This is a genomic window from Fodinicola feengrottensis, from assembly GCF_039530045.1.
GTDB lineage: Bacteria > Actinomycetota > Actinomycetes > Mycobacteriales > HKI-0501 > Fodinicola > Fodinicola feengrottensis.
In genome coordinates this window covers 163463-178528 of record NZ_BAAANY010000013.1, presented here as the reverse complement: position 1 = coordinate 178528, position 15066 = coordinate 163463, and the positions used below count along the sequence as shown (strand labels likewise).

Sequence of the window (15066 nt, the reverse complement as noted above, 5' to 3'; positions counted from 1 at the left end):
TGGGGGAGTTCAGATGACCGGGCCCGGTGTCGAGGTGGTGATCTGCCCGGACGGGCGGGTCATCCCGGTTGGTCCGGGGGTCTACCTGAACGACCGCCCGGCAGCTGAGCCGATAGACCAGAAGGCGCTGGTGGCCGCGATCGCGGCCACGCCGCCGGCCGACACCTTCCTGGTGCACCTGGCCGCCGGTGCGGAGCATTCGGCGATGGTGGCGGACTATGTCGCGGGGCTGCCCACCGGTACGTTCGAGCGGCTTGCCCTCAAGCCGGCCGGCGCGGTGCTTGACCCGGTCGACGTACGGGCGTTGGAAAATCTCAGCGACCTTCACAAGTCAGCGCTCGACCTGCCGGTGCTGGGGGCCCTCGCGCAGTCCGCCCGAGCGGTGCCGATCGACCCGCAGGGCCGCCAGACAAGCTGGCAGCAGGCGGTGGCGGTGCGGCTGCTGACTCGTACGCAGGCGGCTGCGCGCGCCTTGCTGCACGCGGCCGTCCAAGCCGTTTCGGACGGGCATCGGCCGAGCCTGTCGCAATGGGCGGCCCAGGTGGCCGAGGTCCGCGACCAGCACCGGGTCACGCCCGGCAGCGCGCGGCCGTCGACGGTGGCCGCGGTCGAAGCGGTGGCCGCCCGGATCGCGCTTGACGGCCTCCCGGCCGGGCTCGATCCAGCCGAGCTGCTGCTTCCGGCGATGCCTGCGTCGCCCGCGCGGCTGCTGGCCAAGCTCGGGCTGGCCACCGCCGAGGTCGATGTCGACCAGCTCAGGCGCGAGATGCTGGACCAGCCTGGCTCGGCGGCGCTGGTGTCGTACCAGCCGGCTTCATCGGACACGACGGCGTACGCGGTGTTGGTGTCCGGCGACCTCGGCGACAAGGACGAGCCCCGCCTGTTGGTGCTCGACCTGTCCACCCACGCGGCGCCGGTCGCGGTCGAGCCAGGTGCGGGTCTGGAGCTGTTCCGCGGTGCGCGAACCGCGCTGGTCATCCCCGACCGTACGACCACCATGCAGACCCCGCCGCCGCTGCGCCGGGTGGACGCCGGTCTTGGCCTCGATCCCGCGGTGACGCGGTTGCGGAATCTGGTCGACCTGAAAATCGCCCAGGGCGAGCACTTCGTCGAGATCCTCGAGGCGCTGGCTGGCCGGTCCTTCGTCAAGGAGTCACTGCTCACCCGGCTGCGGGTGGATTACCAGCGGCACGAGGTACGGGCCGCGGTGCGGCTGCTGGCCGAGGTCGCGGACGACCTGCGTGGCGAGATTTCCGCGGTTTCCCCGGAACACGGTGACCAGATCCTGCACCGGCTCGGGGACCTGTCCCGGGTGCTGGACACCGCCGGCCACCAGATCAGTGGCCTGGTCGAGGAAAGGGGACTGCGCGGCTATCTCGCGACTCGGGACAACAAGACCCGCGATCGAGTGCAGAAGGCGATTGGTGCGGTCGGCGACGCGTTGAACGCCGCCGCGCCGCTTTTCCTACCGACTGGAGCTTCGTTCGCGCCGCCGTTGCTGGAATTCGGCACCAAACTCGTCAGCAACGTCGTGCTCCGGGAATTCGAGGACTGGCAGGCGAAGGTCTATCTGCGCGAACACGGCGTCGGTGAGGCGCTGCTGGCTCATGACGACAACCCGCTGCTGATGGCCGAGGCGCTGATCAAACACCAGTCCGACGGTGTCGAGCTGCTGATTTCCGCGGCCGGCATCGGTGGCGCGAACGTGCCGGGTTGGCCGATCATCTCGTCCGCGATCACCAAGGTTTTGACCGGATACCTGAACGAACGACTCAAGCTCGCGCTGGCGGGGCACGGTCTCGCCGCCGCCGAGCCGGTGCAGCGGTCGGGCCTGTGGCGGCAGATCGTGGATCGGGTCTGGCCGGAGATCGTGGCGAAGATCAAGAGTCCGAGTACGGCCAAGGAAGTCATCAACGCCATTCGCGGCGACGCTGACGTGATCGCGCTTGCCAACATCGGCTCGGACATCGCGGTCGAAGCCGCGCTCGCCGTCCTTCTTGCCGTGATGCCACCAAAACCGGCGCAGCGGGTGACCGGCGAGATGTTGCGCGCGTCGGTCCTGGCCGCGGTTGGCAACGGTATCGCGAGTGGGCGTACGCCGACGCCGGTCGAAGCGAGGTCGCTGCCGGACGAGACGGTTCCGGTCGAGGTCGCCGGAATCGACCGCTTTGGCCGTCCGATTCGGCGCTATCGAGCCGGCGGGTCCAGCCCCAGCCGCGCTCACGTCACGGTCGAGTTCAATGGCACCGAAATCTGGGGATTCCTCGACCGGCGGACCCGGGAGTTCACCCCGGACTATCCGCACGAGTCGGCTTTCGTGGATTCGCAGGTGTGGCGCAACCGGATCGTCGGGCCGGACTATTACCTTCAGCTGCCCGAAGACGGCCAAGCCGGAGCTCCAGAGGACCGGGTGAAGGTGACTGGCAGCTGGTATCAGCCGTGGCCCGACCGGTTCCATTTCCTGTTCGTACGCGACGACGACGGCACGTGGGAATTGGCGCATGCTGGCGCTCCCACGACGCAGATGAACAGCGACGTGCACAACATGCACAAGATCTTCCAGGAAAACCCGGACTGGCTGCGGAAGTTCGTTTGGACGCCACCTGTCGTGCTTACCGTCGACCACGACGCGGGACAGGTCGCACCGCGGGTCAGCGCCTGGTCGCGGCGCCAGTTCGCGTACGGGATGGCGCACCAGACAATTGCCGCTCATCAGCGTCATTTCACCCTTCAGGTGCCGGTCGAAGGCGGCGGGAACGGTCGCCGCAACTTCGTGAAGAAGGCCTGGGACCGGCTCGGGAACCCGTCGACGGACCGGGCTGCCGCGTCCGGCCAGCGTCGCGCGGAAGCTGTCCGCGACCAGCAGAAGACCCTGGTGATCGAGGAGATCCAGCGGATCAAGGCCGAGCGCGGCCTGACCGACGACCAGGTGCCGTCCACTGTGGACGACTTGTTTGTGGTAAGCAACCGCGGAAAAGCGCGTGGCGCGACGTATTCCGGCAGTGACCGGGCACAGCTTCGCCGACAGACGTACGTCCGAATCGTCAACCCGTACGCCGAAGCGGACAAGAAACTGCGATCCGTGGTCGAGGAGACCGCACCGAATGTCGAGGCCTGCCTGGACTTCGTCCAGAAGTTCGCCGGAAAGGCGTTTCCAGCCGGAGTCCGCCAGGGAACGCGGACCGCGGTTGACGATTTTGGCGTTGCCGCCGGCCACCTCCTTCCGCATGTGCCGGACCGCGATTTCGCGCGTATCGACTCCTGGGACGCCGTACGTGAGCGGCTCATCGACGCGCCGCCGGGAACGGTCGCGATCGTCCTCGCCGGCCGACCGAACAACATCGGCCACGCGCTCGCGGTGTGGTACGACGGCGAAAAGCACATCTACGCCCACTTCACCCAGAATTCCGGCGTACGAGTCTTCACTGATTCCAGTCGGCTGATTCCCGATATCGATCTGCGCGGACTTTTCGTGGCAGCGAGCGGAAAAATGCTGGCCACGCGGCCCATGCGCGAGTCCGAGTCGCTTCCGCGCGCCCTGGTCGACGCGTCGATACCAGACAAGAACGGCGTCCAGTGGGGCCTCGATTTCCAGGACGTGGTGCCGGGCGAGGAGGACGAGGTCTACGTCGAACTGTTCGACCCGACCACGTTCGACCAACACCGGCTCGACATGGGCGGCACGAACGGGTACGCGTTCTTCGCCCATAAGGAGCTCATCGGCCAGGGCAACGGCTTCAAGGTCGTGATTGACCACGGACGGGACCCAGCTTTTCCCGATCGCTATGTCAACATCGCCGAATTCGTTACCCAACTGGGCTCTGGCCTGTCTCCCGAGCAGGTGCGCGCCGCCAAGAACCACGCCATCGAGGCGTTGCTTGCCGTCCCGGACGGTACGGTCATGCCGCTGAACCAGGTGCTGGCGGCTGCCGGCGTCCAGGTCATCGGGTTGGGCCAACGCCTTTCCGTCCGCGGCGGTGACCTGCAAGGTGTCATCTACCGGCAATGGACACCGGACCTGCGGCCCGACCTGCTCGCCGGTGTCCTTCGCTGGGTCGCCGCCGACCCGACGGCTGACAGCCCGGCGCATCGGCTGCTGAGCGCTGGGATCAGGATGGGCGAACAGGTACGCGCCGAGTTCGTCAGGTTCACCCAAGGACGGGCGATCGGGACGGACCAGCGGGCGCTGGAAGGCGTTGTCGCGCTGCTTTATCCGTATCTGATGCTGCGCATTTACGACAAGGTCCATTCATCGATGGACAGCGACGCCGGCACCACCGTCAAGGAATATCTCGCCCTCGGCTCCCGGCGTGACTTCGTCGAAAACCGAGCCGCGCTGACCGACGTCGTCCAGGACTTCCTGGTTCACAACGGCGAGCGGATCCGGGAGATCATCAATGCCGAGACCCGGAGTTCCCAGGCGGACGTCCTCGCTGCCGTGGCCGACCAGCCCTGGATGTTCGACGCTGTCAACGGACTGTTCGTCGACCGCGAGAACGTGGACCTGCTGAACAATTTGCTGTTCGGCGATCGACTGCCAGACGGTCGGCCGGTCCGCCGAGTCCCCACCCTGGTGGGAGGCGCTCAGCTGCGCGACCAGTTGCGCGGATTCACGCCCGAGATCCGCGAGATGAGTTCCTCGTGGGGAAACCTTGGACAGCTTGACCGGGTTTCCGATGGCCTCACCGCGTTCCTGCGGCAGAATGCCGGGCCCTATCGAATGTCCGCGGACGAAGCGGCCGCCCTGAACGACAGCAACAGCGCGGTGCTGGAGAGGTCCGAGGAACTCCTTGTCCGACTCGACGAAGTCGTTGACTCTCCGGCCTCGTACGAGCAGGCCGCCGCGAATGCACAGCAGGCGGCATTTCTGCTGACTGTGGCCGCGCGAGACCTCCGTTTCGCGACAGACACGTACAATGCCATTCTTGCCGCATTCGGGCCCGAGAGCCCGGCGATGTTCACCGCGAACCTGAACCTGGAGAAAGCGCGCTGGAACAGCGGATTTGCCGCTGACACCCAACAGCTCGCGAACGACAGACTGGCGGCCTTCAGCCAGCAATTCGTGGGGTCCGGTCGTCGCTGGGAAGGTGACGGCACCGGACCGGTTCAGAGCGGCGGCGTACTTCCCACGGCGGTGGGATTCCCGGCCGGAGTGGATCTGGACGAGTTGTTGTCGGACGTACCCGTTCGCAAGGTACGCGGCGGTCCTGTCGACTTCGAGGTCTCTTCGCGGGTCACCGGGATGCCGGCGCGCGTCAAGGAGTCCTATCAGGTGGCGGGGCGGGCCGAGGATCTGGAAAACGGTCCGGACGAGCTGACTCGGATCTGGTTCGAGGATCAGCCGGTGGATGGCCTGATCGGCTACACCGAGCGGATCGCGCCGCTTCCCGACGGCCGGCAGCTGAAGAACCGGGAGCTGCGGCTGTACCTGAGTCCGCTTGACGCAGCTGCCGAAACACTGAAGAGCCAGGTCCAAGACCGGACCGTGGCCGAGATCGCCGCCCAGTGGAACAAAGGATTCGAGGTTGACGATGGTCTGCGGCGTTTCCAGCTGACCTTCGTGGAGAATCCCGCCGTTGCGGATTTCGTGGTCGAGCTGACCAGCGATCCGGCGGCGCGTGCTTCCCAGACGTTGTGGCCGCTGCAGGCGGGCGTACGAGTGTGGGCCCACGAGGTCGGTCATTTTTGGGGATTGCGCGACGAAACCGGTCGATATCAGCTCGCGAGGCGGCACGCGGACGACTCGGTGATGGGAGCATCGGCGACCGACCCGAACCGGCCTGGCCGGACGGTTTACCAGCGGCACCTGGATGCCATCGAGAAAATCGGCGCGGACCCGTCCATGACCGTCGTCGCCGGCTCTCATAACAGCATCGACTCGACTTTCTCCGCGGCCGATCTCAGCCCGCAGGTCCATGCGGCGTACGCGAAGGCGGCGGCGTCTCTCGAGGCAGCGGTCCACAAATCAAAGCCGATCGATGCAACCCGTGACGATATTTGTCTCACGTTCCTTCAGGACGTCGGTGCTGACGCGTTTCCCAGTGGCATTCGCGCGGCGGCGCCATCGGACGACGCGGATCTGGGCACTGGTCGTGTCTTTTCCACGGTTTCGGACCGGTCGTTCTCGCTGACCGAGTCTTGGGACGCCGTTCTGGACCGAGTGCTCGCGGCCGGCCCGGGCGCGGCCGGGTTCGTGCTGGCCGGCCGGCCAGGCACCATCGGGCACGGCGTCGTCGTGTGGTTCGACGGTGTCACGCCGAAGTACGGGCATGTGACGGCGTCGGGCGAGCTGCGGATCCTGGCGGGTTCGGCGGAGTTGCCCGCTGGTGTTGACCTGCGGACAGCGGTGGTTTCTCGCGGGGGCGTTATCCGTCCGCATCGGAGTTTGATGGAGTCAGGTTCTGTCCCACGCGCTCTGGTCGACGCTTCTTCGACCGACGAGAACGGTGTCAGATACGGCATGCTCGGGGAGGAAATCGAGCCCGCCATCGAGGTCTTTGACAAGGATCATCCGGATGAGATCTTCGATCCGAAGGAGCTCATCGGCACCGCGTACGTCGGAGATCTCGAAATCTATCGGATCGAAGTCGATCACGCGGCCTCGAATGAGACCAGGACCGTGGACGGAGTCCGGACGACAGCCAGACGTCAGTTCAACCTGCCCGAGTTCGTCACGGTGAAGATGGCGATTCTTCCGGGTGAGTCCGGACCGAGGCCAGCCGACGTACGCGGGAAGAAGAATGAGGCGATCCGCCTGCTGCGTTCGGTTCCGGTCGGTGCCGTCGTCCCGCTGAGCCAAGTGCTCCCTGAGGCGACCACCGGTCTGCGGTTGTCGGCCCTGGGCAAGCGACTGTGGGTGCGCGGTGGCGCGCACACCCGGGATCTCCACGTTCAGTGGACCATGGGTGTTCCGCCGCGTCGCCTGAGCGCGCTACTGAAATGGGTCGCGGCCAACCCGTACCATCCGCAGACGAGGTCGGCGCAGTTGCTACGCGCCGGGATTCGGGTGGGCGAGATTGTCCGGGCAGCATACGTCGAGTCCAGCCGCGGGCGGGCGTTGGCGCGAGACCAACAGGCGCTGGAGGGCGTCGTCGCCCTGCTTTATCCTTATCTGACCGCGGGTTTTCAGGTGCTAGCGGCATCGGATTCGTTCCACGTCATCAAGAACTTGTTCGCGGTGGCGTCCCGGGTCGACTTCGTCGGAAATCGTGCCACGCTGTCGGAGGACGTTCACAGATTCCTGGAGCGCAACGGCGACCGAATCCGGGAAGCCATCAGGGATGAGGTCACCCGGACCGCTCACCCCGACCTGATCCAGACGGCCAGGGACCTTGGATTGTTCGACGAGGCCACCGCAACGATTGACGTGTTCCTTGAGCACGCCGCTGCTCCGGACCATCCAGCGCGGGAACGTCAGGCGAGCGTGGTGAACAACCTGCTGTTCGGTTCGCGCATGCCGGACGGAACGCCGATTCGACGGGTCCCGATGAGCGAGTACGGGATAAGCACCAACTTCCGGGAAGCCGACCACTATCCGGAGGACTTGCTCGTCATTGAGATCCGGGAGTTCCTCCACTCGCTGCTCTCGGATGTGAGTCAGGTCGACCGGATAACCGATCAGTTCGCGGCGAGCCTCGCGGCGAGCCTCGCGGCGACGCCTCGTACGCTGCCGATGTCCGACGGCGAAGCGGCCGGTCTCATCCTTCGCAACCTCGAGGCGGTTGAGAGCACCAGGCAAAAGACCAGCCAGCTTGTCCAGAGTTTGTCGGCCGCGGCCGAGAATGGGGTGTCGCGAGGCGAAGTCGAGGCCCTGGTCACGGCGGTGACGAACAACGCGCAGGAGGCGGCGGCGGACCTGCGATATGCCTCCGGGGCGTACGACGCCATCTCGGCCGCGTTGCCTGAGAGTCCTGGTCGGATAGCCGACGCTCTGACCAATGTCGAGAGCGCGCGCGAAGTCGCCCAGATCGCGCACGCTTTGCAAGCGCGGACCGCCGAGGTGACGCCGCGCCTGTCGGCGGGACAGATTCTCAGCCGGGCTTTGGAAATTGCCCAGGACCGGGTCAATTCACCGGCGGCCCGGCTGCGTGCACTGGTGGGCGCGATCGAGGCGCCGCCAGCCGCTGACTTGACCGAGGCGTTGGCTGACTGTCTTCCTCGGGCGTACGCGGCGTTTGTCGCCTATTACGGTCGGGCCGGGAACCGGGCCGACGTGGAACTGGCGGCGGATCCGGCGAAGCTGCGAGTCGCCGATCTGGAACATCTGCTGGAGATCCTCCCGCAGGGCGACGCGCGGCACCGCGCCGACAGTTCGTTCGAGCCCTTGGAAGACGTGCCGAAGCTGACCCACTGGCTGCACGCCTTCGCTGGCACGATGGCGCTTTTGCGGCTGCCGGCCGGTAACGGCGGATACGGCCATGTGTTCTGGCTGTGGTCAGAACCGACCGAGGCGGGCACCATCCTGCGGTGGATCGACACGCAGGAACCGGGTCTGCTCGACCGGGAGGCGTTCGCGCATCCCACCGATGTTCGCGCGGCGGCGATTTCCCAGCCAGGTGTGACTGTGGTGCGCTTCGGCGCGGACGGGAAACCGGTTCGGTCGGGCCAGCCGGTGGCACCCTCGCGGACCGTGGACGCGTTGACGCTCGCCAGTGATGTCTCGTCCCAGCCGCGTGGAATTCCGCTGAGCAGAATCGTCCGGCCCGACCGGCTCGTCTACGGCACCGGCTCGGCGGATCTCGCCGGGGCCACGCGTCTTCGTACCGACCTTCGTACGGTGTTCCTCACCGGCGACAAGCGGACCGATCGCAAGATGGTGGCAGCGGCATTGAAGTCGCCGTCCCGGCTGCCGGTCCGGGTGGTGGCCGCCTCGCCGACGACCAGCGGCCTGCTCGACTCGCTGCGGGAGTGGGTCGGCAAGGCGACCGTGCCGGTGTTCGTACCCGGCGTCGGCCAGCGGGTCGCGGCGGCTCGGGACGACCTCGCCGCACAGTGGGCGGACGGACTCCCCGGTGACTGGGAGCTGGTTGGCGGCGCCGAACCGGCCGGCTACCGGACGGTGGACAGCGGTCACCTCGCCCGGTCCGTGGAGCTCGGCCGGCCGGTGACCGAGGGCGAGTTGGTGGCCTGGACGCTGCGCGAGTCGCGCATCCCGGTTCAGCTGGATCCGCTGCCGGGCGAGTTGGACGTCGAGTGGGGAAACGAACTCGAGTACGACGCGACGCCGGGGGTCAAGGTGGCCGGGCTGGGGACGGCGATCGCCACCGACCTGCAGCGGTTCGGCCTCTCGAGGCATCCTCGGATGCAGGACTACCACGCGGCGATGCTGGCGGAATACAGCCATCGGCGGGACACCTGGTCGGTGCAGGTCGAGGACACCGCGGCAGGTGAGCTGCCGAGCCCGATTCTGCCTTACGGCCCGGGAAAGTGGCGCGAGAGCTGGTACGACATCGCGCTGGCGTACGCGGTGATTCGGCGTAACGGTGGGGTTTTCAGCACCCGTACCGGGTCGCACATCCACGTCTCGGTGAAGTCGTTCGATCAGCAACCGCGCCTGCTGATGAACCTCCTTCTGCATGTGCGGCACCGGCTGGACCTGCTTTACCGGGTCGGCGCGAACGGCCGGCATCACCGTGGCATCCAGTTCGCGACGCCGCTCGATCAGCTGCCGGCCGAAGAGGCCAGCTGGGAGGAGATCGCCCACCTGGCCTCTTCCGCGCTGTCGCTGACGCCGTTGTTGGGCAGCATCGGCGACCCCGAGCGCGACCACGTCGAACTTCGGATCCCGGACGGCATCGACGCCGTCGGGCATCTGCAGTTCCTGGTCCGCGTGCTGCAACGCCTCGTCAAGCTGTCCGCCGTGGCCGGACCAGACAACTACCGGCCACAGCAGCTCGGTCACCATTTCGACGGACGGGTGACCGACGCCGACTCGGCGGGACTCGCCCAGTTGCTGGAGCTGTTCGCGCCGGCCGCGAGCGCGGTCCACGATCAGGCGAGAGCGGTGTGGCAGGCCAGCAGCTGGCAAAAAGGCAACGTGTGGCGACGAGAGGCCTGGTACGGGGTCCAGATCGGCACCAAACCGGATGGCATGGGTACGTACGGTGCTGTCTCAGCGAAGCAACACCAGCGGAACATCGCCGCACTGCTGCGTACGACGGACGGCATGGACCAGCCGGTGGTCGTCTTCCACCACGTTTCCCGTCGCGACAACGTGGCCATCGGGGCGAGCAACTTCGGTGATCTGGAACAGATACTGCGGGAATACCACCTGGACACGCCGCGAGCACTGGTCGTGCTCTTCGAGCCGCGGGGGTCGGACGCGATCCGTGCTGCCGACGAGCTGGCGCTGGCTCAGCTGGCTGACCGGCGCCAGATTCTGCTCGTCCGGCCGTACGGCGTCGCCGACGTGGTGACCGCCGGGCCAGACGGTCTGTCCAGCCCGGGCGGGTGGAGCGTGCGCGAGCCGGGCGGTCGCCTGCGCCGGCTCGCCAGCGTGTTGCGGCGCGATGAGCTGGATGAGCTGGCTGCTCGTACGCCCGAGGCTGCGCTGGCGGAGCTCGCCGACTCGGTGCTGTGGGAACGGCTGGCCGGCGAGCCGGGGGAAGGTGGCGTGCGGTGGGTCGGGGACGCCCCGACGACGGTGCCGCCCGTGGTGGCCCGGACAGGTGCCGTCGCCGCTGGGCGTGGCCGGCCGTTGGTGGTGATGCGGCCCGATCGGACCGGACCGGGTGGCGTACGCCGGTTCTCGGTGGCTCGGCTGGACGCGCTACACGCGATGCTCACCGACGATCCGACGCTGGCGCGTACGGGCGTCCTGCTCGTTGGCGGCGACCCGCTGGCGATCGAACAGGTGCGTCGAGAGCACCGGATGGCGACGATTTTCGAGCTGGCCGGCGATTCCGGCCGGTCGGTCCGGTCCGGCTGGCGGCTGGTCAGTTCGGACGGCCAGCTGCTCTGGCTCGGTGAGGACGTCGACCGCACTACGATTCAGCGGTCCTTCGACCACCTCGACGAGATCCACCGGGCGGAGGGTTCGACGGCCTCCGCCAGCCCGGTTCTGTCCGGGACCGACGCCCATCGAGAGGCCGCACAGCGGATCAGGACCGCGGTCGTGGAGGTCGGGTTCGACCGCGTCGGTGCGTGTGAGGTGTGGGCCGGGGAGGCCGTCGCCGCGATCTTCAAGGGCGGGGTTCGGGTCCTGCGATCCTCCGATGACCTCGGTGTCCGCGACGGCGCTGGCCGGCTGACGACCAGCAGGGTGCTGGCGACTATCCCCGATCGGGAGTTCGTGGCGTCCGGCTCGTTCGCCGACTTGCGGCATCGAGTGGTGAAGGCTGGACCGGGTGCCGTGGCGGCCATCCTGATGGGCCGGCCAGGGACGGCCGGGCACGCCGCCGTCGCGTGGTATGACGGCTCCGGCCTGGTCGTACGGGACGACGAGGGCCGCGAGCAGTTCGTCGCCGATGGCTCGTCGGCCGGTCCGCACGGCTGGTTGTTGGAAGCCGACCTGCGGTCGGCGGTGTTCGATCGCAGGGGCGTGCTCCAGTCGGCACCGCCGGCGGAGCCTGAGTCGGGCTCGACCGTACGAACTCTGCTCGACCCACCCTCAGTGGACGAGGACGGCATCCCGTACACCGGAGGCGGTCTTGAGTTCGAGGCGCTGAGCGTCACGGCGGTCCCGGCGGGCCAGACGGACCTGACTCACGTCGATATGATCAGGGATTCGGCCGACGACAACGAAAACCTGGTGGGATGGGGAGACCACTACAAGATCGTTTTGGACAACGGTTGGCGGCGAGAGGTGCTGGCGGACGGCTCGTGGGAACAAATGTCCGTCAGCACTTTCGAGTTCGTCACCGACAGGTACGCGACCGTGCCCGGCGAGAGAGGCTCGGACGGTCTTTTGCGCCCCGAGTTCGAACAGGTATGGGCATCCTATCGGCGGGGTGTGGAGGCATTCTTCGCCATCCCGAGATACACGAACTGGCCACTTGTCGACCTGCAGACGCCGGAATCGGGGATCACTCTGAGCCGGTTTGGTCAGCGGCTGGGCGCCCTCAACGAAGGACGGCCCACCCAGCTCAGCCAGTGGACGTGGGGTGTCCCGCTGGACAAGCTGTCCGAGATTCTGGAGTACGCCGAACAAAACTCCGATCGCGTTGGCGCACTGGGTCCGATGCTCGGCGACAGTAGCAGCCTGCTTTCCGATGGTCGTGAGGTCGGCGGAATCATCGCTCAGGAGTTCGCGGATTTCATCGATCGGTCCAGCCTGGGAGTGGATTCGGGGTCGCTGGCACTGGAGCGTCGGACGCTGGCGGGCCTCATGACCGGTGTATATCCGCATCTGGTCGCGCGCTTCTACACCGAGTGGTCCAACCAATCCATCACGAAGTCCTTGATAACCGCGCTGTTTCGGGTCGACTTCGTCGGCATCCACGACGGCCTGCCGCCACTGGTTCATCAGTTCTTCGAAGCCGAGGGCGATCGTGTCAGGGAGATCATCATCGGCTTCCTCAACACCAAGGTCCAGGACAGCGTCGCCTACCACGATTCGTGGGAGGCCGCCGTTGAGCTGGACATGGCGGACGTGGACGCCGACCGCATCGACTTGTTCCTCAACCGTCAACATTCCCATCTGATGAACAACTTGTTGTATGGCAGGACGATGCCGGACGGAACGCCGATCCCGCGAGTCAGCTTGGCGGACTTCTTCGGGCTCAAGTCGTCGCAGGCCGAGCTGGACCATGTCACGGTCGACGGCCGGCCACTGACGCTGCTCGGGATCGAGTTCCGCAGGTGGCGCGGGCGGGGCGGTGGCCTCGGTGCGGTCGGCCGACGGACTCTGGAGTTTCGGGAAAAAATAAGGGAAACGATGGGTGCGGGCAGGTTAACCGACACCGAGGCCGCCAGCCGTAGTCGCGCCGTCGCCCAGATGATCTCCTACCGGGGGCAGGAAAACCGGCGGATCGCCAGAGCGCTGGACGGTTTGGGCGGGGGAATGGCGGCGATGCCGCACGTGCCGGCGGCGAACCAGAACCTGGCAGCGGCGCTCCTTGGCCTGCGCCACGCGACCCACGTGCATGAGTCGATGGTCGGGAGCTTCGGTGTCGATGACCACCGTACGGTCAGTGCGGCTCGCCACCTTGATGAGGCCGAGCGGCTTGTCGATGACGCGTACGCGCTGAAAGATCGCGCTCTTTTCGGTGAGTTCGCTGGGTCCACCGATCGTCTTCCCGGCGAACCGATGGAGTTCGGCGGGCTCCGGGATGGCACCGCGGACGACGGTTTTCTGGTGTCGGGTTCGGTGTTGCGCAACGGGAAGGTGGCCGCTGAGAACGTCGTACGAGTGCCGAGTGGGTATTACCTGCGTGGTCCAGACGATGCGGCCGCGGCCAGGGAGTTGGAGGCGGCAGGGCGGTTGCCCAGCCAGCCGGGCTGGGCCGTCTTTTTCGTGCACGGGACCGATGGCAGTCGGGTACGGGTGGGGAATCAGCTGCTGTCGGCGGCGCAGTTCCAGGAATTGGTCCGGTCGCGGCCTGGTACGGCGGGAAAGAAGCTCGCGTTGGTGTCGTGTTTCACCGGCGGACAGGGTATTGGCCAGGGTTTCATGGAACGGCTGGGAGCGCTCTGGGAGCCCGGCGGGTTGGCGGCCGCGACGGCCGTTGGCCAGGACGCGCAGGGCCGGTGGGTTCCCGAAGACGGTCAGTGGATCGACTTCACCGGCGGTACGGTCACACCGCGGGTGGTCGGTGGCGACCTGGTGTCCACCCTCAAGGCGTTGGCCGGGCCGGATCCGCTCGTCACACCGCCGTCCGGACTGCAATGGCAGGGCCGCGTACTCGCGCTCGGTGGCTGGGCAGCGTATCCCTCGCGCCTCGAAGAGCTCAGAGACTGGGCGACGGGGATGAAACGTCCGGTCGTGGCCGTGTACGCGTCGTCGTCGGTGGACAGGAACCGGCTGATGGCGGACCTGGAGACCACGCTGAAGCGGTCCGCCCGGATCGGCGTCCATCCGGTGGTCTACGTGATGGCGGCGCCGGCGGACGAGCTGGAAACCCTCCGGCAGCTCTACCGGCCGGTGGTAGTTCGGCACGACAGCGCTGGCAAGGACGGCGTGACGCGGGTGTGGGCGCCTGACGGCGAGCAGATCCTGCTGGAAGCCGAACTCACGCGAAGCGTGTTCGAGCAGGCTGACCAGCTGCCGGGCGTACCGACCGGGCACGAACTGCCGGCGGTGCTCAACGACTGGCTGTCACTTGACGACTGGCCGGCAAGCGAGGCGTACCTGCGGGCGCATGTCGACGAGCTGACGGCACCTGGACTTCGCCGGCGGCTGGCAGGTCTGCCCGAGGCGGCGCCGTACGAGCTGCTGCTCGATCTGGTGAAGTCCGCCGGACTGTCCGATCCGACGGCCGCCCGGTACGTGCCGGCGCAGCCGTTCAGCCTGACCAACCTGGAGCCGGATTTCGAGCCCGCCGACGCGCCGCTGGACGCGTTCGTCGTCGACCTGCTGACGCCGAAAACGTCCTTGGAAGAACGCAAGCCCTGGCTCGACCGGTTGCTGCGGCTGATCTCCAAAGGCCAGCTGGCTCCGGGCGAGATGGCCATGCTGGCCGCAACCATCGACGATGCCAACGCCGTCGTGTTTGAAGCCGTCGGGAAGGTGCTTGAGCTGGTGCCCGGGCAGGCCGAGCAGCTGACCGAGCGCATCGCCGAGCAGATCACCGCCCCGACCAGGGAATCGCCCAGGATCGTTGACCAGTTGCTCGGTCTGTCCCGGCTGCGGGCGACGGCGACGCCCGGCACGAGCGGCACGCCGTGCCGGCTGGATCCGCAGGACAAGGCCGCCTGGATCTACCGGATGACCGAGGTTCACGAACTGCTGAAGAACAACGAGATGCCCCAGCTGAGCGAACGGCTGAAGAACACCCCGCTGGCCGCTCTCTACCAGCAGCAGGACGGAAGCCGCGAGCATCACGCGTACCTGGTCAACCTGATGATCGAGAGGTTGTCTCTCTGCTATGGCTGACGCCGGCGTACGCATCACGACTGATCGAGGAGGAA

At 67.0% G+C, this 15066-nt stretch carries 1 protein-coding gene; it reads left to right on the top strand.

From position 1 onward, the window contains the following. Positions 1-13: 13 nt before the first annotated feature. Entirely contained in the window at positions 14-15031 is a 15018-nt protein-coding gene (locus ABD301_RS19380; protein ID WP_344311642.1) for a hypothetical protein, read from the top strand. The last annotated feature ends 35 nt before the right edge of the window (positions 15032-15066 follow it).

Bases quoted from the DNA above. Each gene is read 5' to 3' on its own strand.
- ABD301_RS19380 (WP_344311642.1), top strand. From the start codon at position 14: ATGACCGGGCCCGGTGTCGAGGTGGTGATCTGCCCGGACGGGCGGGTC.